The following is a 23,963-nucleotide window of genomic DNA, read 5'->3' as shown; positions in this document are numbered from 1 at the left end:
GTTCAGCGACGCCACAGCACCCTCGCCCGTCGCTCACTGCCGAACCCGAGACCGTGCCGGTAGATCTCGGCAACCCAGTACCGACCGTCCTTGCCGCGGTTGAAGACCCCGGAACTCACCAGGAAGTCCGCCTCTTCCACGGAAAGGCCGACCGATTCCAACTCGAAGGGAACCGTCACCGCCTGCACCTTCTGCAGCCTGGCCAGCAGCGCTCCTACTTCCTGGTTCTCCGTCTGGATGGCCTCGATCTTGTTCACACTGCATTCGAAGAGCGCGTTGCGCATCGCGCTGGGCACCAGAACCCGGTCCTCCCACGTCGTCTGCGGGATGGACAGCCGGGCCGCTTCCGCGAGGAACTTCACCACGTCCCGGGCCTGTACCTGATCATGAAAATCGCCGAGCGCAGCCGGTACCCACAGATGGGAACGAGCCTCTTTGGATTTCTCCGTGCCCATTTTCCAGCCCCACAACTGGATCAGGGATTCGACTACCGTCTCATCCGAAAGCTCGGTGATCTCCGACTTGGACATGGGCATCGGCAACGCTTCCGCATGAGCCGAGACCCACAACGCCAAGCGCAGTGCTTCCTTTTTGTCCCAGCGCAGCGCATAGGGCTCATAGCGCCCCAGGAGCTGTCCACTGTTCTGACGCACCGCACGTGTCACCAGGTCCTGGCGCACGAAGACCACCAGCCCGAGCGGGCGCCCCCGCAATGACCGCAGCCACGCGAGCACGTCGATCAGCAGCACGCGCAGAGCTGTTCGCTTGACGTCCGTGTCGAGCGTCTGCAGCAGGTCTTCCAGCCCGTCGATGACGAAAACGGCCCGCGCCCTCCTGCCCAGGTCAGTGAGCGCGTCCTCGACGCTCCCTCCGTTTCCGGGCAGCACACCGGCCGCCGCGGCAAGCGTTTCGAGCCACAGGTTCCGCCACCCGATCTCGTCCTTGTCGTCGAGTGTGGCCAGCCCTCTTTTCAGCCTGTCACTGATGTCCTGGGTGGTTTCGGCTCCGGCACCCGGGGCCCGGTGGCGGGCGACGAACGCGTCCCGCAGATCCTGCGTCGTGAGGTCGTCCGACTCGAGATTCACCGACTCCAGCACGGGTACCACGAGGGCGTCCAGTCGCACTCCTTCGACCTGGGACTGTTCGGCGAACCTCGCCCACGACCGCGCCGCGCACGCCTTCGCGTGCAGAAAAGTCTTGCCCGCGCCCTTCGCACCCACCACCAAGGCGAGCGGTGGCTCGGTCCGGTGGTCCCCCAGCAGTCTCCGGAGCGGATCGGTCACAAGGAAGCCACTGGTGGAGGAGAGGCCCTCCCGTTCCGCGTGGATGAGCCGGTTCGCCGCGTCGGCGAGGTTCCTCCGCAGCGACTGGTAGTCGACGGGCTGTGGGTCCTCCTGGGCGTCGCCCGCGACGAGGGCAGCCGGGAGCGGAGCGGGGATGATGGGTTCCAGGGCCTCCGCGACCTTGCAGTCGTCCAGGACCCGCACCACCGCGTCCCAGGAGGATGGCAGAGCCAGGAGTTCTTCCCTGAACTTACTCAGCAACGGCCGCGAGAGAACACCCGAATCCACTTCGTCGGGGCCCGCCTCGCCGTTCCCGCCCGGCAGGCTGAGCGACGCCAGGAGAGCGGATCCGAGCGCGTCACAAGCCTGTTCGAGCTGAGCGGTGTGGACGTCTTCCCGGTACTGGGTGACGACCACCGCGCCGGCCGGGTCCGTTCCCTGTACAGCGGGCGCCCTGCGTCCCAGTTGACGCACCAGCCGTTCCGTACCCGCCAGTGACTGATGACTCAGTGTGGTCACGAAAACGCGCTGCACCCGCGGGTCCAGCAGTACCGGCGCGGACAGCTCCGAAGCGCCGGCCCGCAGATCCACCACCACGGTGTCCGCGCCTGTGCGCACGGCCAGCGCCGCCAACGCTTCGGTGAGGAAGTACGACGAGCGGCCAGGTGTCAACAGGTCGGCCGGTTCGATCACCGATGGGCCCAGCAACGGCCTGCGGCTGGTGGGGACCACAGTGATGCGCCCCTTCCCCGCGTATCGGCCCACTTGCTGGTTCGGAAGATAAGCGGCCGCGATGTCGACGGCCGCCGACCAGCCGTCGTCGTCGGCTCCCTGGAGCAGGGCGAGGAAGTCCTCGAAGCAGAAATCCGCCTGTCCGCCCTGCGCCTTGTGCATCCACGTGATGCCCGGGGCTTCCAGATCGGCGTCCACCAACAAGACGCTTCCACCGCGCCGGGCCACGGCATCGGCCATGGCCACCGCGTGAACAGTGCGGCCTACACCGCCTTTGAAGGAGTGGAATGCCAGCAGTTGCACGTCACCGGGAAAGCGGTCGGCGGCGGGGCGTTCCATGGGCAGACCCAGTTGAGGCGTGATGTGCTTCTCGCGCAGCAAAGGCAGTCGCCGCGGCAATTCCGAGTTTTCCGGCTCCGTGCTCAGCACAACAGGCATTCCCGTGAACTCCGTCGTCCGCGGGTCGTCCAAACCCAGCAGGAGTGTTCCATCGCGCCATTCGGCCGACCCCACCCCGAATGCCAGGTCCAGCCACTCCTTCACGTGCCCCGGTTCCGTGCCGGGAGCCACCACGAGTTCCAGCCCGTCCCACCAACCGTCGGCCGCGAGCAGCCAGCCGGGCCACCGCCCGGCAGCCGAAAGGTGGGCGAGGTGCTCGTCCACGTCCACCCAGGTGAACAGGTGTGCCGGTGGGACAGGCGCTTCCAGGTCACTCAGATCCGCCACTGGCCGGTACTCCTCAGTCCTGCTCGCACCAGGTGATCAGGGTGCGGAGCGCTTCGTGGGCTTCCTTCTCGTCCGCCGCGTCCAGCTTCGCACCATAACGCCAGGCTTGATGCAAGTCGGCCATGGTGACGGAGCCACGGGTGTGCGGGTGCAGTCGGCAGTTCCGGAGTCGGTCGAGACGTTCACCGACCGACCGTGGAAGACGTAGTTCCTTGGCCAGCTTGCGAAGGTCGTGCGTGGGTTCCAGGGCCGAGGAATCACGGAGTCCCCTGCGCGCGAGCAGACGCTCCTTCAGACCGCACTCCGCGGCGTAGAACAGGAGGAGGCACACGGTCGCGACGTCACCGGTACTCCCTACGGAGTCGGCGCTGCACCGGAGTTCGTCCCGTCGCTTCTGAAGTGCCCTTAAACCCACTTGTAGCACCATGACGTCATCATGCCATCGGAGTGCCGGACGACGCGGGGGTGTTGGACAATCCCAGCCGGTCCGGGCCCGGCGGGCAGCCGTTCGCTTGACGGCACCCCCCGTACAGCGGATGCGGCAGCGGTCCCGCCAGGGTGCCCGGCAGGACCGCTACCGCGTTGATCTCCCCCGGCCCGGCCCGTCGGCGGCCGGCCGGGGCCCGGAGGCTCAGACCGCGGTGTCCGTCTGGTCCGGGATGATCGAGCCGTCCGTGCGGCGGACGGGGGCGAGGGTGCCGTCGGGGCGGGTGTAGCCGGCGGTGGCGCAGGGGTAGGTGCCGGTCTTGCGCGGCATGGGGTCGATGAACATCGGGTTGGCGACCCAGCGGCCGTCCTCGTTGTCGTACGCGCGGCACATCAGCTCGGCCTTGTTGCGGTTGATGGCGAGGTGGGCGCCGGTGGCGTCGCCGACGAAGGTGACGTCCGTGTCGGCGTCGCCGGCGCCGAGGGCGATGCGGTGCCGGAAGTCCTGCTGCTTCCAGGCCTTGGCGCCCTTGATGCCGAAGATGTGCTCGTTGATCATGCAGCGCTTGCCGTCCATGTACGGCAGGGCCTCGCCCATGCCGTCCTTGACGTCGCCGCAGCCCTTGATGCCCGGGGTGAGGCGGCCGTTCTTGACGATGCTGCGGATGCCGATGGTGTGGGCGCGGTCCAGGCCGACGCCGCCGGACCAGGCCTCGGCGATGGGCTCGGAGGAGGCGGAGACGATGTAGACGTCGAAGCCGGCCGCCTTGAGCGTGCGGATCAGGTCCTTCTGCTGGTCGTAGTAGCGGACATAGCCGGCGATGGTGTGGGTGCCGACCTTCTGCTTGCTGCCCACGGGCGCGGCGAGCTGCTCGGTGCGGGCCTCGCGGGCGAAGGAGGAGAGCGCGGCCGGGGTGTGGCCGGAGAAGAGCTGCGGGATCCAGGCGTAGGCGGGGACGGTACGGCGGTGGTTCCAGTCGCCCGCGAAGGCCGGCGCGCCGCCCATCGTCTTCGACTTCTCGCGGATCTCGAATATCTCGTCCGCGCAGCGGGTGTTCTTCGAGGTCGGCAGCGGCTTGCCGGCCGGCACGGAGGTGCCGCAGGCGGCGGTGAGGGCCCGGTCCGCGGCCGGGGTCAGCCACTTGCTGGTGTCCTTCCAGCTCTTCGGCCGGAGGATCTTGTCGTGCTTGAGCGACCAGGCGAGGGTGGCGTCGGTGATGTCGTTCTTGACGACGGTGTTGTCCCAGTCGAACGCGGCGACGGGACGGGCGCCGGTCCGGCCCGAGCAGGTGCCACGCTCGTCGATCATGCGCTGGAGCTTGGCGCGGTTGGTGCCGAACCAGGTGATCTTCTTGTCCAGCTCGGGGCAGTGGGCCGCGGTGCGGGCGCCGTGCGCCGCCGGGGCCGCGCCCGCTGTCGGTGCCGAGGTGGCGAGGGTCGCGGTGACCAGGAAGCCGGCGGCGATGGCGTACTTCGTGCGCATGCGTTCTCTTCGGTGCTCGGTGCTGAAAGGGCAGGACACACGCCCGAGCCGGACGGGAACGTCCGACTCCGGCGTCTGGTCATGGACCTTACAGGCGGAGCGCCCGCCGCTACAGGGGGGTCACGTACGCCCCGGAGATGCCCCCGTCCACCAGGAATTCGGCCGCGTTCACGAACGACGCGTCGTCACTCGCCAGGAAGGCCACGGCCGCCGCGATCTCCTCCGCCTCCGCGAACCGGCCCACCGGCACGTGCACCAGGCGCCGCGCGGCCCGCTCCGGGTCCTTGGCGAACAACTCCTTGAGGAGCGGCGTGTTGACCGGCCCCGGGCACAGCGCGTTCACCCGGATCCCGTCCCGGGCGAACTGCACCCCCAGCTCCCGCGACATGGCGAGAACCCCGCCCTTCGACGCCGTGTAGCTGATCTGCGACGTCGCCGAACCGAGCACCGCGACGAACGACGCGGTGTTGATGATCGAGCCCTTGCCCTGGGCGCGCATGTACGGCAGCGCCGCCTTGCAGCAGAGATAGACGGACGTGAGGTTCACCTCCTGGACGCGCTTCCAGGCGTCCAGGCCGGTGGTGAGGATCGAGTCGTCCTCGGGAGGGGAGATGCCGGCGTTGTTGAACGCGATGTCGACCGAGCCGTAGGTGTCGTGAGCGGCCTTGAAGAGGGCTTCCACCTGGTCGGCGTCGGTCACGTCCGTGCGGACGAAGAGGCCGCCTACTTCCTCGGCCGCCGCTTGGCCCGCCTTCTCGTCGACGTCGGCACAGACCACGTGTGCGCCCTCGGACGCGAGGCGGCGAGCGGTGGCGAGGCCGATGCCGCCGGCCGCGCCGGTGATGACGGCTGTTCGGCCGGGGAGGCGACGGCAGGTGGGGGTTTCGGTCTCGGTCATGAGGGTTTCCTTTCCGTGGGGTGGGGGTGGCGCCTGCGGCGGGCTGTGCCCCGGTCCCTCCCCCAGAGGGGGCACCCCCACTTCGCCGATTCCTGGGGGCAAGCCCCCAGACCCCCGAAGCACGCTTCGCGCGCTGTCCTCAAACGCCGGACGGGCTGAAAGTGCCACCTCAGGCACATTCCAGCCTGTCCGGCGCTTGAGGACGAGCGGCGAAGCCGCGACAAGCGGGGTCTGGGGCGCAGCCCCAGGAAACGGCGAAGTGGGGGTGCCCCCTCTGGGGGAGGGACCGGGGCACCCTCACTCCACCGCGACAAAAACGTTCTTCACCTCAGCGAACGCCGCAACCGAATCCGGCCCCAACTCCCGCCCCAGCCCCGACTGCTTGAACCCCCCGAAAGGCGTCCAATACCGCACGGCACTATGGGAGTTCACGGACAGATTCCCGGCCGCGACGGCCCGCGACACCCGCAGCGCCCGCGAGACGTCCCGCGTCCACAGAGACCCGGCCAGCCCGTAATCGGTCGCGTTCGCGATGCGCACCGCCTCCTCCTCGTCCTCGAACGGGATGACGACGGCGACCGGCCCGAACACCTCCTCGCGCGCCACCCGGTCATCGGCGGACCCCTCCAGCACGGTGGCGGGGTACCAGAACCCCTTCCCGGTCGGAGCCTCGCCCCGGATCGCGGCGGGCGCGGACTCCGGCACGTACGCACGCACCCGCTCCCGGTGGGCGGCGGAGATCAGCGGGCCCATGTCCGTCGCCGGATCGGCGGGGTCGCCGACCACGACGGCCCGGACGGCGGGTTCGAGCAGCTCCATGAAGCGGTCGTAGACGCTCCGCTGGACGAGGATGCGGCTGCGCGCGCAGCAGTCCTGGCCGGTGTTGTCGAGGAACGAGCCGGGGGCGGTGGCGGCGGCGCGTTCGACGTCCGCGTCGGCGAAGACGATGTTGGCGGACTTGCCGCCGAGTTCGAGGGTCACCCGCTTCACGCGCTCGGCGCATGTGGCCATGATCCGCTTGCCGACGGCGGTGGAACCGGTGAATACGATCTTCGCGACGCCGGGGTGTTCGACCAGTGCGTTCCCGGCCACCGGCCCGGTCCCGGGCAGGACCTGGAACAGTCCCTCCGGGAGCCCGGCTTCCAGCGCGAGCTCGGCCAGCCGCAGCGCGGTGAGCGGTGTGGTCTCGGCCGGTTTGAGGAGGACGGCGTTGCCGGCGGCGAGGGCGGGGGCGAAACCCCAGGCGGCGACGGGCATCGGGAAGTTCCAAGGGGCGATGACGCCGACGACGCCGAGCGGTTCGTGGAAGGTGACGTCGAGGCCGCCGGCCACCGGGATCTGCCGGCCGGTGAGCCGTTCGACACCGCCGGCCGCGTAGTCGAGGAGATCGCGGACGTTGCCGGCCTCCCAGCGAGCGCCGCCCACCGGGTGCCCGGCCTCGCGGACCTCCAGCAGGGCGAGCTCCTCCAGGTGCGCGTCCACGACGGCGGCGAAGCGGCGGAGCAGCCGGGCCCGGTCGCCGGGGGCGAGGGCGGCCCAGTCGCGCTGCGCGCCGGCGGCCCGCCGGACGGCCGCGTCGACGTCCTCGACTCCGGCGGCCGGGACGGTGGCGACGACCTCCTCGGTCGCGGGGTTGAGAATCTCCAGTTGCTGCACGGGCCGATCCCTCACATGCGCTCGAAGGAGCGGTAGCGCTCCCAGTCCGTCACGGCGGTGTCGTACGCCTCCTGCTCGACCCGGGCCATGGTCAGGTAGTGCTCGACCACCTCGTCCCCGAACGCGGCCCGGGCCAGGGCGCTGCGCTCCCACAGCTTCGCCGCCTCGCGCAGTGTCGCGGGAACGTGCCGGGCGTCACCGGCGTAGGCGTTGCCGGTGCACACCTCGGGGAGCTCCAGCTCGTTCTCCACGCCGTGCAGGCCGGCCGCGACCATGCCGGCGACGGCGAGGTAGGGGTTGACGTCACCGCCGGGGAGGCGGTTCTCGAAGCGGTGCGAGCGGCCGTGGCCGACGACGCGGAGGGCGCAGGTGCGGTTGTCCGGCCCCCAGGCGACGGCGGTCGGGGCGAAGGAGCCGGGGCGGAAGCGCTTGTACGAGTTGATGTTGGGCGCGTAGAGGAGGGTGAACTCCCGGAGCGCGGCGAGCTGTCCGGCGAGGAAGTGGCGCATGGTGCGCGACATGCCGTAGGGGCCGTCGTCGTCGGCGAGCACCGGCCGCCCGGCCTCGTCCCGCAGCGAGAGGTGGATGTGGCAGGAGTTGCCCTCGCGCTCGTCGTACTTGGCCATGAAGGTGAGCGCCATGCCCTCCTGGGCGGCTATCTCCTTGGCGCCGGTCTTGTAGACCGCGTGCTGGTCACAGGTGACCAGGGCCTCGTCGTAGCGGAACGCGATCTCGTGCTGGCCGAGGTTGCACTCGCCCTTGGCCGACTCGACGGTGAGCCCGGCGCCGCCCATCTCGTTGCGTATGCGACGCAGCAGGGGTTCGACGCGGCCGGTGCCGAGGACGGAGTAGTCGACGTTGTACTGGTTGACCGGGGTGAGGTCCCGGTAACCGCCGCTCCACGCCTGCTCGTAGGAGTCCTTGAAGACCATGAACTCCAGCTCGGTGCCCACCTGGGCGGTCCAGCCTCGCTCGGCGAGCCGGTCGAGCTGGCGACGGAGTATCTGCCGGGGCGAGGCGAGCACCGGAGAGCCGTCGTGCCAGGCGAGGTCGGCCGTGACCAGGGCGGTACCGGGGTTCCAGGGGGTGCGGCGCAGGGTGGACAGGTCCGGGCGCATCGCGAAGTCGCCGTAGCCGCGCTCCCAGGAGGACATGGCGTAGCCGTCGACGGTGTTCATGTCCGCGTCCACGGCCAGCAGGTAGTTGCAGCCCTCGGTGCCGTTCTCCAGCACGTCGTCGAGGAAGAAGCGGGCGGCGAACCGCTTGCCCTGGAGCCGTCCCTGCATGTCGGTGAAGGCGAGGACGACGGTGTCGATCTCCCCGCCGCCGACGAGCCGGCGGAGCTCGGCGACGCTGAGCGGGGGCGTGCGGTCTGCCACGGGTGAGCCTCCCTGTCGGTGCGGTCCGTGCGGTGCGACCGGAAGTCTTAAGGTATGCCGGTAGACCATTGGTTGGGAAGGGGTCCGATGAACGGGAGCGCGGCCGACCGGCTGTCATCGGTCCTGCGGCCGGTCCACGCGGGCAACGGCTTCGAGGAGGCCCTGGAGCGGATACTGCGGATCATACGGCTCGGCCTGGTGGCCGACGGCGAACGGCTGCCCTCGGAACGGGAGTTGGCGGAGCGGCTGCGGATCAGCAGGGTGACGCTCCGCGAGGTGCTGCGGGTGCTGCACGAGCAGGGACTGGTGGAGAGCCGGCGCGGCCGGTACGGCGGGACGTTCGTCCACGCGCTCCCGGCGCCGGCCCCGACGGCGGACGCGGCCGAACTGCGCCGCCGGGTCGCCGACGTGGACGTCGAGGACACCCTGCGGTTCCGCGAGGTCCTGGAGCTCGGCGCGGCCGAACTGTGCGCCGCCCGCCCGCTCCCGCCGGAGGCGGCCGACCGGCTGCGCGAGGCCCTGGCCGCCACCCGCGACGCCGCCCCGGACGACTACCGCCGCCACGACACCCTCTTCCACCTCACCCTGGCCGAGCTTTCCGGCTCGCCGTCGCTGGCCGCGCACTACTCGGCGGTGCGGGCGACCGTCAACCAACTCCTGGACTGCATCCCCCTGCTGGTCCGCAACCTGGAGCACTCGCAGCGCCAGCACGCGGCTCTCGCCGAGGCGGTGCTCCGGGGGGACCCGGACACGGCGCGCGCGGCGATGCGGGAGCACTGCGCGGGAACGGCGGCCCTGCTGCGGGGCTTCCTCACGTGAGACGGCCCGGCCGACGGGCGCGGGGAGGGGTGGCGGACGGCGCGTCCAAGGGGCGCGAGGCGTGCGGGGGTTGCGCCACCCGCCGTCCACGGGCAAAGGTACGGGAGGCGACCTTTACCGGCTTCACCGGCCCCGACGACGGCGGGCCGCCGGCAGGGAGCGCCGCGCACCGACAACGGGCCGGGCCCTCGGCACGGCGCCCGACGCGGCCCGCCGCCCGGCCGGCTCCCGGCCGGGCACCCCACCGAAAGGACGCGAGGGTACGTGACAAGCCAGCAGAGCCGCAGCCCCCGGCCCCGCCAGCCGCTGATCGGGGTCACCACCTACTCCACCCGCGCCCGCTGGAACGTCGTCTGGGACCAGCACGCGGCGCTGCTGCCGAGCACGTACCCGGAGTACGTCCGGCGGGCGGGCGGCCTGGCCGTCATGCTGCCGCCCGACGCCCCGGACGCCGCACCCGCGCTCGTCGCCCGCCTCGACGGCCTGGTCCTCGCCGGCGGCGAGGACGTGGACCCCGCCCTCTACGGCGAGGAGCCGCATCCGCGCACCGGGCGCCCGGTCCCGGAGCGCGACCTGTGGGAACTGGCCCTGCTGGACGCGGCGTTGCGGCTCGGCACACCGGTGCTGGGCATCTGCCGGGGCATGCAGCTCATGAACGTCCACGCCGGCGGCACGCTCAACCAGCACCTCCCGGAGACCGTGGGCCACAAGGGCCACAACCCCCGCCTCGGCACCTTCTCCGACCACTTCGTGGAGACCGTCCCCGACACCCTGACGGCCCGTCTGATGCCGCTCCCGGTCGACGTCGCGACCCATCACCACCAGGGCGTCGCCCGACTCGGCCGCGGCCTCGTCGCCTCGGCCCACGCGGAGGACGGCACCATCGAGGCCCTGGAACTCCCCTCGTCCGAGAGCCGGTTCGCCGTCGGCGTCCAGTGGCACCCGGAAGTCCGCGACGACCTCCGCCTCATGCGCGGGCTGGTCGCGGCGGCCCTGGAGGCCGGGCCGGGGAGCGCCGCCCACGAGGCCGGTCCTCGACGCGTGCCCCGCCCCGGGGGCCGCCACCGCCGGACGGAACGGGAGGCGGGAGCGCAGCGGGCGGCGGCGTCGGCAGGGGAAACGGGAACGCGGGAGGCGGCCGGCCGGGAGGCGGGTAGCCGCGAAGCGGAAGTGTGAGAAGCGGAGACCGGAGGCGCGGCCGACGCCGACCGGAAGCGGCGGCGGGACGAGGATCGGCAGCAGGACAGGGACCGGCGGCGGGACGAGGACCGGCGGCAGGACGGGGACCGGCCCTGCCCCTTCCGCGGCAACGCCCCGGCCCCGCCCCTTCCGTGGAGACGCCCCCCTCACCCCATCCCCCGCGTCAGCCCCAGCAGATCCCACGCCGGCCCCACCGGCCGTTGTCCCAGGGGCCACACCGCGCGGAGGTCGCGGCGCAGGGAGAGGCCGGCGACGGGGACCTCGACGAGGCGGCGGGCGGCGAGCTCGTCGCCGACGGCCAGTTCGCTGAGGACGGACGGGCCGGCGCCGCTCACCACCGCCGCCTTGACCGCCGTGGTGGAGGCGAGTTCCAGCAGCGGCGCGGCCGGGCCGTGCTCGGCGGCGAGGGCCGCGTCGAGGACCTGGCGGGTGCCGGAGCCGCTCTCGCGCAGGATCAGGGGGGCGGCGGCGAGTTCGGCGCGGGTGAGCGGCGCGCGGCGGCGGGCCCAGGGGTGGCCGGGCGCGGTGACCAGGACGAGCCGGTCGTGGCCGATGACCGCGCCGTCGAGGCCGGGCGGTACCTCCAGGCCCTCGACGAAGCCGAGGTCGGCCCGGCCCGCGAGGAGGCGGGACGCCACGGCCGCCGAGTTGCCTGCGTACAGCGAGACGGCCGTCCCCGGGCGCCGCGTGCGCAGCGTGATGAGCCAGCCGGGCAGCAGGTACTCGGCGATGGTCATGCTCGCCGCGACGCGCAGCCGCGAGTCCCGGCGGGTGCGCAGGGCCTGGGCCCCGGCGTCGAAGGCCTCGGCCGCCTCGACGATCCGGCGCGCCCAGTCCGTCACCAGGACGCCCGCCGGGGTGAGCCGGGAGCCGCGCGGCGAGCGGTCCACGAGGGCGACGCCCAGCATCCGTTCCATGCCGCGGAGCCGGCCGCTCGCGGCGGGCTGGGTGATGCCCAGTTCGCGGGCCGCGCGGCCGAGACTGCCCAGTCGGGCGACGGCGAGGAGCAGTTCCAGGGCGGCGAGGTCGGGGACGCGCTCCGCGATCGGCCGGGCCGAGTCGACCGGCCGGGCCGAGTCGACCGGACGGGCCGAGTCGACCGGACGGGACCATCCGCTCGGCCGGGAAGATCCGCTCGGCCGGGCCGGGTCGGCCGGCGGGGTGGGGCCGGCCGTCCGGCCGGAGTCGGCCGGCCGCGCGTCCGCCGGCTGCGGGTCCGCCGGTCGCGAGGCGCCCCGCGACGGGTCCGTCGGCTGCGTCATAAGTCCAGGTTATGTGGTCATAGGGACGGAGTCTCTGGTGAGGCCGGGCCGGACGGGACACGGTGGAGGCATGAGCACGGTCGGTTCCCTCTCGCCCCTCCCCATCCCCGATGCCCCTCGCGCCCCCGATGCCCCCCACGCGCCTGACGTTCCCGGCATCCCCGACGCTCGCACGCCACGTCCACCGGACGTCCGCCGCCTGCGCCACCTCGGCCCGAACTGGTACGCCGGCGTCATGGGCACCGCCATCGTGGCGAGCGCCGGCTCCGCGCTCCCCGGCCGGGCCCTGCCGCGCCCGGCCCTGGAGGCCGTGTGGCTCCTGTCCGCCCTCGCCCTGGTGGCCCTGCTCACCGCCCGGGCCGCGCACTGGGCCCGCTACCGGGACCAGGCGGCCCGCCACCTGGCCGACCCGGCGGTGGCGCCGTTCTACGGCTGTCTGGCAATGGCCCTGCTGGCGGTCGGCGGCGCGACGCTCTCCGTGGGCGCGGGCGTCGTCGGCGAGCGGGCGGCGGTGGCCGTGGACGCGGTGCTGTGGACGGCGGGCACGGTGACCGGTCTGGTGGCCGCCGCCGGCATCCCGTACCTGATGGTGACCCGGCACCGGATCGAGCCCGGTTCCGCCTCGCCCGTGTGGCTGCTGCCGGTCGTGGCGCCCATGGTGTCGGCCGCGCTCGGCCCGGCGCTCGTCGCCCACCTGCCGGCGGGACAGGCGCGGGAGGGCATGCTGCTCGGCTGTTACGCGCTGTTCGGTCTGAGCCTGCTGATGACGCTGGTGATCCTGCCGGTGGTGTTCTCGCGGCTGGTCCACCACGGTCCGCCGCCGCTCGCGCTCACCCCGACGCTGTTCCTCGTCCTGGGCCCGCTGGGCCAGTCCACGACGGCCGTGAACAACCTGGCCGACGCCGCGCCGGCCGCGGTCGGCGGCCCGTACCCGGCGGCGATGACGGCCTTCGCGGTGCTCTACGGCGTACCGGTCATGGGCTTCGCCCTGCTGTGGCTGGCCTTCGCCACGGCCATGGTCGTGCGCGCGGCCCGCTCCGGCATGGGTTTCGCCATGACCTGGTGGGCCTTCACCTTCCCGGTCGGCACCTGCGTCACGGGCGCCGCCGGACTGGCCCGCCACACCGGGCTGCACGCCCTCACCTGGCTGGCGGTCGCCCTGTACGCGGTGCTGGTGGCGGCCTGGGCGGTCGCGACGGCGGGGACGGCGGCCGGGCTGGTCAGCGGACGGCTGTGCGCAGCGCCCGCCCCAGCACCTCGGGCGCCCGCGTCAACGACGGCCCGTACCACGTGAGATGACGTCCGCTGACGAGCGCGGCGGGGAGCCCGGGGAACGCCTCGGGCCCGTCGTCGCGCGTGAACCGGTACGGCTCGTCGGGCAGTACGACCAGGTCCGCGCCGCTCGCCCGCAGCTCGTCCGGCGGGACGCGGGGGTAGCGCTCCGCGTGGCCGGCGTACACGTGGCGGACGCCGAGCCGGGCGAGCACGTCCCCGGCGAAGGTGTCCCGCCCGAGCACCATCCACGGCCGGCGCCACACCGGAACCACCGCCGTCAGCGCGGGCGTTGCCGCTCCCACGTCCCGCCAGGCGTCCCGCGCGTCCGCCAGCCAGCCGGGCGCTGCCAGCCCGCAGCCGTCGACGAGGAGCCGCTCCAGCTCCTCGAACGCCTGCGGCACCGTGCGCACTTCGGTCACCAGGACGTGGAGCCCGGCCGCGCGCAGGGCGGCGAGGTCGGGGGCGCGGTTCTCCTCCTCGTTGGCGACGACGAGGTCCGGGGCGAGCGCGACGACCCGCGCGACGTCCGGGTTCTTGGTTCCGCCGACCCGGACGACGTCGAGCCCGGCCGGGTGCTCGCACCAGTCCGTGGCCCCGACGAGCAGCTCCGGCGCGGTGGCGGCGACCGCCTCGGTGAGCGACGGGACGAGCGAGACGACACGGCGTACGGTACGACGTCCAGTCAACGTGGTCACCGTCCCACCGTACGCGGCGGGGACCCCACCCCGGAGGGCCGAGGCGCATGCGACCGCCGTACACCGCCGAATTCTGGTTCGACCCGTCCTGCCCGTACACCTGGATCACCTCCCGCTGGCTCGTGGAGGCGGCGGTGGTACGGCCCGTGACCGTGCGGTGGCGCGTGATGAGCCTGTCTGTGCTGAACGAGGGCCGGGCCGACGACCCCGAGGGCGACCCGGAGGGGTGGCTGTGGCAGCCCGTACGGGTCTGCGCGGCGGTCGCGGAGACGTACGGCGAGGAGGCGCTCGGCCGGTTCTACGCGGCGCTGGGGACGGAGGTGCACGAGCGGGGCCGGTGGGACGGAATGGCCGACGCGCTGGCGGCGGCCGGGCTGCCGGCGGGCACGGCGGAGGCGGCCGGGTCCACGGCGTGGGACGCGGCGGTGCGCGCCTCGCACGCGGAGGCCGTCGCGCTGGCCGGGACGGACGTGGGCACGCCCGTGCTGGCCGTGCGCGGTGCGGACGGCCAGCGGACCGCCTTCTTCGGCCCGGTCGTGGCGCCGGTCCCGCGCGGCGAGGCCGCCGGCCGGCTGTGGGACGGCTCGCTGTTGGTGGCCGGGGTTCCGGGCTTCAGTGAACTCCGGCGCGCCCGCCCGGCGGACCCGGCGACGAGGTGACCCCGCACCCGGTGAAAGGGCCGCGGGCGGTTCCGCGCAGGGCGAGAGCGCACGGGCGACCCCGCACACGGCGAAGGCGCCCGGGCCACCGGCCCGGACGCCTCCCGTTCACGCCGTCGTCCGGCTCAGGACGTCTTCACCGGCGCCAGCTTGTCCAGCAGCCCCGGGTGGGCGTCCAGCCAGCGGCCCGCGCTGGCCTTCTCCTTGCCCTTGCCGCCCTTCTGGATCTCGGCCTCCAGCGAGGCGAGGTCCTTCTCGGACATCTTGAAGCCCTTCACCCACTCCGCGATCCGCGGGAAGTCGGCGGCGAAGTCCTTCTTGCCCACGACGTGCAGCTCCTCGCCCTTGCCCCAGGCGCCCTTGGGGTCCTTGAGCTTCTTGAGGTCGTAGGTGCCGTACGCCCAGTGCGGCGACCACAGGGTGGTGACGACCGGCTGCTTGTTCCTGATGGCCCGGTCGAGCTCGGCGAGCATCGTGGAGGTGGAGGACGAGACGACCTTGTACTCGCCGTCCAGGCCGTAGTCCTTGAGGACGTTGCCGTTGAGCTTGCCCATCATGCCGGCGCTGGCCTCGATGCCGACGATCTTCCCGCCGAACTTCCCGGCCTTGCCCTTGAGGTCCTCCAGCGTGTTCACGTCCTTGACGTAGGACGGGACGGTCAGCTCCAGGGAGGTGGGGCCGTACCAGGTGCCGAGGTCGCTGAGCTTGTCGCCGTACCGGTCCATGTACTGCTGGTGCGTGGTGGGCAGCCAGGAGTCGAACTGGACGTCCATCTGCCCCTGGGCCAGCGCGGTGTACAGCGGGCCGGGGTCGAGCTGCTTGACCTCCGGCTTGTAGCCGCGGGCCTCCAGGACGTTCTGCCAGAGGTGGGTGGTGGCGACGGCCTCGTCCCACGGGAAGTAGCCGATCTTCACCTTCTGCCCGCGGCCGATGTCGGAGCCGGCGGCCACGCTCTCCCGGTCCCCGCCGCCGGCCAGGTGCATGCCGCCCGCGACGAGCGCGAGGACGACGACGCCGACGGTGGCGACGGCGGTGCCGGGCCGGTAATTGAGCACGGCGGAGGGCCGGGCACCGGCCGGGGTCTTGGCCGCGGCTCGGCGGCCGAGCGGGGAGACCCGCTTGCCGAGCGCGCCGGTCATCCGGTCCAGGTACATGGCGAGGACGACGACCGCGAGGCCGCTCTCCACACCGCCGCCGATGTCGACCTGGGTGACGGCCGCGTAGACCGTCTCGCCGAGGCCGCCGGCGCCGGCCATGCCCGCGATGACGACCATGGACAGGGCCAGCATGATCACCTGGTTGACGCCCGCCATGATGGTGGGCAGCGCCAGCGGCAACTGGACGCGGGTGAGGGTGTGCCGCGGGGTGGTGCCGAACGCCCGGGCGGCCTCGACGAGTTCGCCGTCGACCTGGCGGATGCCCAGCTCGGTCATCCGGACGCCGGGCGGCATCGAGAAGATGATCGTCGCGAAGAGGCCCGGGATCGGGCCGATCGAGAAGAACATCACGCCGGGGATCAGGTAGACGAACGCCGGCATCGTCTGCATCAGGTCAAGCACCGGCCGCAGCGCCCGGCTGACGCGCTGGTCGCGGGCGGCCCAGATGCCCAGCGGCACCGCGAGCAGCAGGGTGATGAAGCTGGCGACGAGGACGAGCGACAGCGTCGCGGTGGCCTCGTCCCAGAGCCCGAAGGAGTCGATCAGGGCGAGGCCGACGAAGGCGAACACACCGGCGAGCAGCCCGCGCAGCCACCAGGCGACGACGGCCAGGATGCCCGCCATCAGCAGCGCGTCGGGGGCGCCGAGCACGGCGTGGACGCCGTCGTAGAGGCCGGTCAGGACGGTGCTGATGGCGTCGAACAGCCAGGAGAGATGGGCCTGCAGCCAGTCGACGGCGGACTGCGCCCAGGAGCCGAGCTTGATCCTAGGCACCGGCGGTCACCCCCGCCGGCTGCTCGCCGAGCACGGCCAGCAGCCGGTCCCGGGTGACCACTCCCGCCGGGGCGCCGTCGGCACCGGTCACGGCGACCGGTCCGGTGCCGAGGGCGAGCGGGGCGAACAGGTCGGCCAGCGGTGTGTCGCCGGCGACGGTGGCGACGGCGTCCGCCTCCGTGCCGTCCTGCTCCGCGATCGAGCCGGCGGTGAGCACCCGCGAACGGTCGACGTCCTGGATGAAGGAGGCGACGTAGTCGTTGGCGGGCCGGAGGAGGATGTCCTCGGCGGTGCCGTTCTGGACGATGCGGCCGTCGCGCATGACGGCGACGCGGTCGCCGAGGCGCATGGCCTCGTTGAGGTCGTGGGTGATGAACACGATGGTCTTCTTGAGCCGCTTCTGGAGGTCCAGCAACTGATCCTGCATGTCGCGGCGGATCAGGGGGTCGAGGGCGCTGAAGGACTCGTCCATCAGCAGCAGGTCGGCGTCGGTGGCGAGGGCGCGGGCCAGGCCCACGCGCTGCTGCATGCCGCCGGAGAGCTCGTCGGGCCAGGAGCGCTCCCAGCCGGCCAGGCCGGCGAGCTCCAGGGCCTCGGCGGCCCGCCGCTCGCGCTCGGCGCGCGGTACGCCGCGCACCTCCAGGCCGTAGCCCGCGTTCTCCAGCACGCTGCGGTGCGGGAAGAGGGCGAAGTGCTGGAAGACCATGCTGATGTTGCGCGAGCGGACCTCGCGCAGCTCTGCGGGGGTGAGGGCGGTCAGGTCGCGCCCGTCGTAGGAGACCCGGCCGGAGGTGGGGTCCAGGAGGCCGTTGAGCATCCGGAGCAGGGTGGACTTTCCGGAGCCCGAGAGACCCATCACGACGAAGATCTCGCCGGCCTCGACCTCGAACGAGGCGTCGATCACGGCTGCCGTGGTGCCGTCCGCACGCAGCTCGTCGCGGCTCGCGCCGCCTTCGAGCCGCTTGACGGCGGCTTCGGGTCGTTTGCCGAACACTTTGTACAAGTGCTCGGCCTTCAGCCTGGACACATACACCTCACGGGTCGAACCTGGTGACGCCCGCCTCCCCCCTGCGGGCGGCCGTGGAGCGGGACGGGCATCCGGCCCGCGTCCCGTACGCGCCGTTCCGGCACAGGCGGGTCCGCTCCGCGGCCGCGCCTGCCCCCGTTTTTCGGGAGCAAACGGAAGAGTGATCCACTTCACATGTGGCGCGCTCGAGGCCGGGGTCGTGTCGGTGGGGTACGGCATGATCGGGGTGTGACGCGACGCCTGATGCTCCTCGACACCGCCTCCCTCTACTTCCGCGCCTACTTCGGCGTGCCGGAGTCGGTGCGGGCCCCCGACGGCACGCCCGTGAACGCGGTGCGCGGCCTGCTCGACTTCATCGCCCGCCTCGTCCAGGACCACCACCCGGACGACCTCGTGGCCTGCATGGACGAGGACTGGCGGCCACAGTGGCGGGTGGATTTGATCCCCTCCTACAAGGCGCACCGGGTGGCCCAGGAAGTGGCGGAGGGCACGGACGAGGAGGAGGTGCCGGACACCCTCTCCCCGCAGGTCCCGGTGATCGAGCAGGTACTGGACGCGGTCGGCATCGCCCGCGTCGGCGCGCCGGGCTACGAGGCGGACGACGTGATCGGCACCCTCACCGCGCGGGCCGCCGGCCCGGTGGACGTGGTCACCGGCGACCGGGACCTCTACCAGTTGGTCGACGACGCCCGCGGGGTGCGCGTGCTCTACCCGGTGAAGGGCGTCGGCACGCTGCAACTGGTGGACGAGGCGCTGCTGCGGGAGAAGTACGGGGTGGACGGCCCGGGCTACGCCGACCTGGCACTGCTGCGCGGCGATCCCAGCGACGGCCTGCCGGGCGTGCCGGGGGTCGGCGAGAAGACGGCGGCCAAGCTCCTCGCCTCGTACGGCGACCTGGCGGGCATCCTGGCGGCCGTAGCCGACCCGGCGTCCGGGCTGACCCCGGCGCAGCGCCGGCGGCTGGACGAGGCGCGGCCGTACCTGGCGGTGGCGCCCAAGGTGGTGCGGGTGGCGTCCGACGTGGCGCTGCCGCCGTTCGACGCGGCCCTGCCGTCCGCCCCGCGCGACGCGCGGGCCCTGGAGATGCTGGCCGAGCGGTGGGGCCTGGGCGGATCCTTGCAGCGGCTGCTGTCCGCTCTTCCGGGGTAGTGTTAGGTTAGGCAGTCCTAACTATGATCGACCCCGTCACTCGCGTGCGCTCAGGGAGACCGTCCTATGGCAGACCGCCCCGCCCCCAGGAAACGCCCGGTCCACCGGGCGCACGTGCTGCGCACCGAGCGCCTGACGCCGCACATGACCCGGGTGGTCCTGGGCGGCGAGGCGCTGGACGCGGTCCCCGTCGGGGAGTTCACGGACCACTACGTCAAGCTCCTCTTCCCGTACGAGGGCGTCGCCTACCCGGAGCCCTTCGACATGGAGGTCATCCGCCGGGACCTGCCGCGCGACCAGTGGCCGCGTACCCGGACGTACACGGTCCGCTCCTTCGACCGGCTCGCCCGCGAACTCGTCGTCGACTTCGTGGTCCACGGTGACGAGGGCCTGGCCGGCCCCTGGGCCGCCCGCGTCGAGCCGGGCACCGAGGTGCTGTTCATGGGCCCGGGCGGCGCCTACGCGCCCGACCCGGATGCCGGCTGGCACCTCCTCGCGGGCGACGAGAGCGCGCTGCCCGCCATCGCCGCCGTCCTCGAACGGCTGTCGCTGACCCGCCCCGACGCCGTCGTCCGGGCCTTCGTCGAGATCGCCGACGAGGACGAGGAGCAGAAGCTCGACCTCGCCCCCGGCATCGAGGTGACCTGGCTGCACCGGGGCTCCGCCCCCGTCGGGGAAGCCCTGGTGGCCGCCGTCCGCTCGCTCGACTTCCCGCCCGGCGACGTCCACGCCTTCGTCCACGGCGAGGCCGGCTTCGTCAAGGAGCTCCGCCGCCACCTGCGGCTGGAGCGGGAGATCCCCCGCGAGCGGCTGTCGATCTCCGGCTACTGGCGCCGGGGCCACGACGAGGACGGCTGGCAGGCGTCCAAGCGCGAGTGGAACCAGCAGGTGGAGGCCGAGCAGGAGGGCCGGTCCGGCCCTGCCGGCGCCTGAGAACGCACCCGCGTACGGTCCCCCCTCCTGCCCCGCCCCCCCCCACAGCCCGTCCGGCGTTTGCGGACAACGTACGGAGCGCCAATTCGGGGGGCTTGGGCATCAGCCTCAGGAAACGGTGAAATGGGGGTCCCCCCTCTGGGGGAGGGACCGGGGCACCCCCACGAAACCCACGGCCCGGCAGCCGCCCGCCGGCTCCGGGATAGGCTCGGCGCCATGCGTTCCGCACGGATATCCCTCGCGAGCACGGCCGCCGCGGCCCTCGCCCTGGCGGCGGCCGGGCCGGCCCCCGCCGCCCCGGCACCGGCCGACCCGCCGCCCACGCGGATCACGTCCGCGGAGCCCGCACCGCGCGGGGGCGACGTCGAGTTCGTGGTGACCCTCGAGGGCCCCGGCACCGAGGGCGTCGACTCCGTCGTCGTGGAGTCGCCCGCCTTCGACGCGAAGATCACCGTCCGCGGGAAGGACTTCGGCCACAACAAGGCCGACGACACCACCGTGGCGGTCCACGGCCGGATCCGCTGCGACGCGCGGCCCGGCGGGCACCCGGTGAGCGTCCTGCTGAACGGCGCGGGGAAGTCCGTCGCGAGCACCCGGCTGACCGTGACCGGGGGGCGCGCCGGCGCCTGCGACGGCGGTACGCCGAGCCCGTCGGCGTCCGCGGGCCAGGCCGGCGTCTCCTCGCTGCGGCTGCGGCCGGGCGGCCGGGAGCCGCAGCGCGGCGACGAGGCCGTGTTCACCATCACCACCGACCGGGCCACCCTCGACGCCCACGACGCGCTCCTCCTCCGCTCCCCCGCCTTCGTCACGCCCGTCAAGCGCCTGACGAAGAACTTCAAGGAGGGGAAGGGCGACGGCTGGTGGACCGACCTCGCGGGCATGGTGCGCTGCGACATCAAGCCCGGCACCTACGCCGTGGACCTCGTGGCCGGCGGCGGTGACGAGGAGGAGGACTCCCCTCTGCAGTCGGTGAGACTCACCGTGCCGGACCACATGGACCCCGCCAACCGCGACTTCTGCGCCGGCCCCCACGCGTACAAGGAGATCGTCGACCGCACCAGCGAGACCGCCCCCGACGAGGACGGCACCGGCGGCAGTCACCACGCGGCGGACAAGGACGGGAACGACGGCCCGGGCACCGGCACGATCGTCGCCGTCTCGTCCGCCGCCGCCCTGGTCGCGGCCTCGGTCACCTACTTCCTCGTCGGCCGCCGACGCCGACGGGCGAGGAAGCTGCCCGACGGGTCCTGGTGATCCGCCCCGGCGTCGCCCCCGGCTTCGTGACGGCGGACGGGACGAACGTCGGCGGCAGCAGCGGAAACGCGTCGTGCGCGCTGATCGACGCACACTGCCGGACCGGCACACCGATCGTGCCGGACACCGCCCCCGTCACCACGGCAGGCGGCAGGGAGGCGAGCACCGACAGGCCGGCAGGCCCCACCCGACACCCCGCACCACCGGCCGGCCCGAGCGGCACGATCAGGGGCCGGGCGGCCCGACGGGACACCGTCAGCGGCGAGAGCCCGCCCCCGGAGACGTTCCGGGGACGGGCTCTCAAAGCGGAACCGGCGCGGCTCACCCCACCGACGAGTACGCCACCACACCGCGCAGCAGCCCGTCGACCGCCTTGCGGGCGTTGCGCGCCACGGGACTGCCCGCCGGCGCGGCGGCCGCGATCTGGCCGAGGACGTCGATGAGCTGCTTGCACCAGCGGACGAAGTCGCCCGCCGGCATCTCGATCTCGCGCAGCACCTCGTCCAGCCCGTGCCCGGAGGCCCAGCGGTAGGCGGCCCAGGCGAACCCGAGGTCGGGCTCGCGCTGGCCCACCCCCTCCGCCTGGTTGATGCGGTGCGCCTCCTCCAGGGCGTCCAGCCGGCCCCAGATGCGGACCATCTCGCCCAGCGCCGCCTTGGCCGCACCCGACGGCAGCTTGGGCGCCACCGCGTCGTCGCTCATCCGCGCCTCGTAGACCAGCGCCGACGCGCAGGCCGCCAGTTCGGCCGGGGCCAGCCCGTCCCAGACGCCCTCGCGCAGGCACTCGGAGGCGAGCAGGTCCAGCTCGCCGTAGAGCCGCGCGAGCCGTCGACCGTGCTCGGTCACCTCCTCGTTCCGCAGATAGTCGAGGTCGGTCAGGAGTGCGCAGATCCGGTCGAAGGTACGGGCGATGGTGTTCGTCCGGCCCTCGATCCGCCGCTCCAACTGCCGGGTGTCCCGCTGCAGCCGGTGATAGCGCTCGGCCCAGCGGGCGTGGTCCTCCCGCTCGTCACAGCCGTGACAGGGGTGCGCGCGGATCGCCGTCCGCAGTCGGGAGATCTCGGCGTCGTCCACGGCCGCGGACCTGCCCTTGCGGTGCCGCTCGGGCACGATGTGCCCGGCCTTGGTCCGCAGCGCCGACGCCAGGTCGCGGCGCGATTGGGGGCTGCGCGGGTTGAAGGTGCGCGGGATGCGCATCCGCTCCACCGGCTCGACGGGCACCGGGAAGTCCAGCGCCGCCAGCCGCTTGACCTGCCGTTCCGCCGTGAGGACGAGGGGACGCGGCCCCTCGTAGTCGTAACCGCGGGACCGGTCGGCCCGGCCGGGCAGCCCGGGGTCGAGCACCAGCGCGAGCCCGGCGAACTTGCCGGTCGGCACATGGATGACGTCGCCCGGCTTGAGCTTCTCCAGGGCGGCGGCAGCGGCGGCCCGCCGCTGGGTGGCCCCCTGCTTGGCCAGCTCGGTCTCGCGCTCCTTCAGCTCACGGCGCAGCCGCGCGTACTCGTCGAAGTCGCCGAGGTGGCAGGTGATCGCCTCGCGGTACCCCGCCAGGCCCTCCTCGTTCTTCTGCACCTGCCGCGAGATGCCGACGACCGAACGGTCCGCCTGGAACTGGGCGAACGAGGTCTCCAGCAGCTCGCGCGACCGGTGCCGGCCGAACTGGGAGACCAGGTTGACCGCCATGTTGTACGACGGCTTGAAGCTCGACCGGAGCGGGTACGTCCGGGTGCCGGCCAGACCGGCCAGGGCGCCCGGGTCCATGCCCCGCTGCCAGAGCACGACCGCGTGCCCCTCGACGTCGATGCCGCGCCGGCCGGCCCGGCCGGTCAACTGGGTGTACTCGCCGGGGGTGATGTCCGCGTGCTGCTCGCCGTTCCACTTGACGAGCTTCTCCAACACCACGGACCGGGCGGGCATGTTGATGCCCAGGGCCAGCGTCTCGGTGGCGAACACCGCCTTGACCAGGCCCTTGACGAACAGCTCCTCCACGACCTCCTTGAAGGTCGGCAGCATGCCCGCGTGGTGCGCGGCGATACCGCGCTCCAGCCCCTCCAGCCACTCGAAGTAGCCCAGGACGTGCAGATCCTCGTCGGGGATCGAGGCCGTGCGCTCCTCGACGATCTCGCGCACCCGGCGCCGGGCCTCGTCGTCGTTCAGCCGCAGCCCCGCGTACAGGCACTGCTGGACCGCGGACTCGCAGCCCGCGCGGCTGAAGATGAAGGTGATCGCGGGCAACAGGCCCTCGGCGTCGAGCCGTTCGATGACCTCGACCCGGCTGGGGGTCCAGATCCGGCTGCGCTGCCGCCGCTCCCGCTCACGGTCGGCCTCCCGGCCGCGGCGGCGGTCCCGGCCGCCCATCGGCCGGCTGTTCTCCATCCGGGCCAGCCGCACCAGATCCGGATTGACCTCACGGCGGCCGGTGACGGGCGTGCCGTCCGGGCCGGTCTTCTCCTCGAACAGGTCGTACATCCGCCGCCCGGCCAGCACGTGCTGCCAGAGCGGAACGGGCCGGTGCTCGGAGACGATCACCTCGGTGTCGCCGCGGACGGTGTCCAGCCAGTCGCCGAACTCCTCCGCGTTCGAGACGGTCGCCGACAGGGACACCAGCGTCACCGACTCGGGCAGGTGAATGATCACCTCTTCCCAGACGGCGCCGCGGAAGCGGTCGGAGAGGTAGTGCACCTCGTCCATGACCACATGGCCCAGCCCGTTCAGGGCCTGGGACCCGGCGTAGAGCATGTTCCGCAGCACCTCGGTGGTCATCACGAGCACCGGGGCGTCGGCGTTGACGCTGTTGTCACCGGTCAGCAGCCCGACCTTGGCCGCGCCGTAGCGTTTGACCAGGTCGTTGTACTTCTGGTTGGACAGCGCCTTGATGGGGGTGGTGTAGAAGCACTTGCGGCCCTCGCGGAGGGCCAGGTGGACGGCGAACTCGCCCACGATCGTCTTGCCGGAGCCGGTCGGCGCCGCGACCAGCACCCCCTTTCCGGCCTCCAGGGCCTTGCAGGCGTCGATCTGGAACGCGTCCAGCTCGAAGTCGTACATTTCGCGGAAGGAGGCCAGGGCGGTGGCCTGCTCCGCAGCGCGCCGCTTCGCCAGGGCATAGCGCTCAGCAGGGGACATGTCGTCGGTCATCTTGTCTACGAGCCTACCGGGCACCTCGGACAGGTACCCGA

The 23,963-nt window shown here is 72.7% G+C and carries 18 protein-coding genes; 7 read left to right on the top strand and 11 right to left on the bottom strand.

The window, feature by feature from the left end; all coding sequences use genetic code 11:
* Positions 1-2 precede the first annotated feature (2 nt).
* The 6 genes from ACZ6X9_RS17195 to ACZ6X9_RS17170 form a co-directional block, all read right to left on the bottom strand.
* A complete protein-coding gene (locus ACZ6X9_RS17195; RefSeq protein ID WP_469778820.1) occupies positions 3-2,741 on the bottom strand; it encodes a KGGVGR-motif variant AAA ATPase in 2,739 nt (912 codons plus the stop codon).
* Positions 2,742-2,754: 13 nt separating this feature from the next.
* Positions 2,755-3,168 (bottom strand): hypothetical protein, encoded by a 414-nt coding sequence (locus ACZ6X9_RS17190; protein WP_469778819.1) that lies wholly within the window; start codon positions 3,166-3,168, stop codon positions 2,755-2,757.
* Positions 3,169-3,372: 204 nt separating this feature from the next.
* Positions 3,373-4,650 carry a haloacid dehalogenase-like hydrolase gene (locus tag ACZ6X9_RS17185; RefSeq protein ID WP_469778818.1) on the bottom strand — a complete coding sequence of 426 codons (1,278 nt, stop codon included), beginning with the start codon at positions 4,648-4,650 and terminating at the stop codon, positions 3,373-3,375.
* Between the two features lie 109 nt (positions 4,651-4,759).
* Positions 4,760-5,548 (bottom strand): 3-oxoacyl-ACP reductase, encoded by a 789-nt coding sequence (locus tag ACZ6X9_RS17180; protein ID WP_469778817.1) that lies wholly within the window; start codon positions 5,546-5,548, stop codon positions 4,760-4,762.
* Between the two features lie 297 nt (positions 5,549-5,845).
* Positions 5,846-7,204: an aldehyde dehydrogenase family protein gene (locus ACZ6X9_RS17175; protein ID WP_469778816.1), complete on the bottom strand. Its 1,359-nt coding sequence runs from the start codon at positions 7,202-7,204 to the stop codon at positions 5,846-5,848.
* Between the two features lie 11 nt (positions 7,205-7,215).
* A complete protein-coding gene (locus ACZ6X9_RS17170; protein WP_469778815.1) occupies positions 7,216-8,583 on the bottom strand; it encodes a glutamine synthetase family protein in 1,368 nt (455 codons plus the stop codon).
* An 87-nt stretch (positions 8,584-8,670) separates the two neighbouring features.
* On the opposite strand from ACZ6X9_RS17170, the gene ACZ6X9_RS17165 reads away from it, so the two are divergent.
* Together ACZ6X9_RS17165 and ACZ6X9_RS17160 are read left to right on the top strand one after the other, a co-directional pair.
* On the top strand, positions 8,671-9,402 hold the full coding sequence (locus ACZ6X9_RS17165) for a FadR/GntR family transcriptional regulator (protein ID WP_469778814.1): 732 nt from the start codon (positions 8,671-8,673) through the stop codon (positions 9,400-9,402).
* A gap of 264 nt (positions 9,403-9,666) precedes the next feature.
* Positions 9,667-10,578, top strand: a complete 912-nt coding sequence (locus ACZ6X9_RS17160) for a gamma-glutamyl-gamma-aminobutyrate hydrolase family protein (RefSeq protein WP_469778813.1) — start codon at positions 9,667-9,669, stop codon at positions 10,576-10,578.
* Between the two features lie 170 nt (positions 10,579-10,748).
* Here the strand turns inward: ACZ6X9_RS17160 and ACZ6X9_RS17155 are convergent, their stop codons facing one another.
* The gene (locus ACZ6X9_RS17155; RefSeq protein ID WP_469779178.1) at positions 10,749-11,648 is read right to left on the bottom strand and encodes a LysR family transcriptional regulator; all 900 of its coding nucleotides are present in this window, start codon (positions 11,646-11,648) and stop codon (positions 10,749-10,751) included.
* A 286-nt stretch (positions 11,649-11,934) separates the two neighbouring features.
* Here ACZ6X9_RS17155 and ACZ6X9_RS17150 point away from each other — a divergent pair, with 286 nt between their 5' ends.
* On the top strand, positions 11,935-13,158 hold the full coding sequence (locus tag ACZ6X9_RS17150; RefSeq protein WP_469778812.1) for a TDT family transporter: 1,224 nt from the start codon (positions 11,935-11,937) through the stop codon (positions 13,156-13,158).
* On the opposite strand, the gene ACZ6X9_RS17145 is transcribed toward ACZ6X9_RS17150, so the two are convergent.
* Positions 13,085-13,825 carry a helical backbone metal receptor gene (locus ACZ6X9_RS17145; protein WP_469779177.1) on the bottom strand — a complete coding sequence of 247 codons (741 nt, stop codon included), beginning with the start codon at positions 13,823-13,825 and terminating at the stop codon, positions 13,085-13,087. The genes ACZ6X9_RS17150 and ACZ6X9_RS17145 overlap by 74 nt on opposite strands.
* A gap of 56 nt (positions 13,826-13,881) precedes the next feature.
* On the opposite strand from ACZ6X9_RS17145, the gene ACZ6X9_RS17140 reads away from it, so the two are divergent.
* Complete coding sequence (locus tag ACZ6X9_RS17140) at positions 13,882-14,493, top strand: DsbA family protein (RefSeq protein ID WP_469778811.1); 612 nt, start codon at positions 13,882-13,884, stop codon at positions 14,491-14,493.
* A 125-nt stretch (positions 14,494-14,618) separates the two neighbouring features.
* Here ACZ6X9_RS17140 and ACZ6X9_RS17135 read toward each other — a convergent pair whose 3' ends face one another.
* Both ACZ6X9_RS17135 and ACZ6X9_RS17130 read right to left on the bottom strand, forming a co-directional pair.
* Positions 14,619-16,424: an ABC transporter permease/substrate binding protein gene (locus ACZ6X9_RS17135; protein ID WP_469778810.1), complete on the bottom strand. Its 1,806-nt coding sequence runs from the start codon at positions 16,422-16,424 to the stop codon at positions 14,619-14,621.
* Positions 16,417-17,451, bottom strand: a complete 1,035-nt coding sequence (locus tag ACZ6X9_RS17130) for a quaternary amine ABC transporter ATP-binding protein (RefSeq protein WP_469778809.1) — start codon at positions 17,449-17,451, stop codon at positions 16,417-16,419. Before ACZ6X9_RS17130 ends, ACZ6X9_RS17135 begins: the two co-directional genes overlap by 8 nt.
* A 243-nt stretch (positions 17,452-17,694) precedes the next feature.
* On the opposite strand from ACZ6X9_RS17130, the gene ACZ6X9_RS17125 reads away from it, so the two are divergent.
* From ACZ6X9_RS17125 to ACZ6X9_RS17115, 3 genes are all read left to right on the top strand, one after another.
* Positions 17,695-18,600, top strand: coding sequence for a 5'-3' exonuclease (locus tag ACZ6X9_RS17125; protein WP_469779176.1), 906 nt, complete (start codon positions 17,695-17,697; stop codon positions 18,598-18,600).
* A gap of 66 nt (positions 18,601-18,666) precedes the next feature.
* On the top strand, positions 18,667-19,533 hold the full coding sequence (locus tag ACZ6X9_RS17120) for a siderophore-interacting protein (protein WP_469778808.1): 867 nt from the start codon (positions 18,667-18,669) through the stop codon (positions 19,531-19,533).
* Positions 19,534-19,749: 216 nt separating this feature from the next.
* Positions 19,750-20,787 (top strand): hypothetical protein, encoded by a 1,038-nt coding sequence (locus ACZ6X9_RS17115; protein WP_469778807.1) that lies wholly within the window; start codon positions 19,750-19,752, stop codon positions 20,785-20,787.
* A gap of 321 nt (positions 20,788-21,108) precedes the next feature.
* Here ACZ6X9_RS17115 and ACZ6X9_RS17110 read toward each other — a convergent pair whose 3' ends face one another.
* Complete coding sequence (locus tag ACZ6X9_RS17110) at positions 21,109-23,922, bottom strand: DEAD/DEAH box helicase (protein ID WP_469778806.1); 2,814 nt, start codon at positions 23,920-23,922, stop codon at positions 21,109-21,111.
* Positions 23,923-23,963 lie beyond the last annotated feature (41 nt).

This window comes from Streptomyces sp. NPDC052910 (genome assembly GCF_055585605.1).
This window is presented reverse-complemented; position numbering and strand designations above follow the sequence as displayed.

Coding starts and splice junctions, on each gene's coding strand:
- ACZ6X9_RS17190 (WP_469778819.1), bottom strand. CDS start 3,168: ATGGTGCTACAAGTGGGTTTAAGGGCACTTCAGAAGCGACGGGACGAA.
- ACZ6X9_RS17185 (WP_469778818.1), bottom strand. CDS start 4,650: ATGCGCACGAAGTACGCCATCGCCGCCGGCTTCCTGGTCACCGCGACC.
- ACZ6X9_RS17180 (WP_469778817.1), bottom strand. CDS start 5,548: ATGACCGAGACCGAAACCCCCACCTGCCGTCGCCTCCCCGGCCGAACA.
- ACZ6X9_RS17165 (WP_469778814.1), top strand. CDS start 8,671: ATGAACGGGAGCGCGGCCGACCGGCTGTCATCGGTCCTGCGGCCGGTC.
- ACZ6X9_RS17150 (WP_469778812.1), top strand. CDS start 11,935: ATGAGCACGGTCGGTTCCCTCTCGCCCCTCCCCATCCCCGATGCCCCT.
- ACZ6X9_RS17140 (WP_469778811.1), top strand. CDS start 13,882: ATGCGACCGCCGTACACCGCCGAATTCTGGTTCGACCCGTCCTGCCCG.
- ACZ6X9_RS17125 (WP_469779176.1), top strand. CDS start 17,695: ATGCTCCTCGACACCGCCTCCCTCTACTTCCGCGCCTACTTCGGCGTG.
- ACZ6X9_RS17120 (WP_469778808.1), top strand. CDS start 18,667: ATGGCAGACCGCCCCGCCCCCAGGAAACGCCCGGTCCACCGGGCGCAC.
- ACZ6X9_RS17115 (WP_469778807.1), top strand. CDS start 19,750: ATGCGTTCCGCACGGATATCCCTCGCGAGCACGGCCGCCGCGGCCCTC.
- ACZ6X9_RS17110 (WP_469778806.1), bottom strand. CDS start 23,922: ATGACCGACGACATGTCCCCTGCTGAGCGCTATGCCCTGGCGAAGCGG.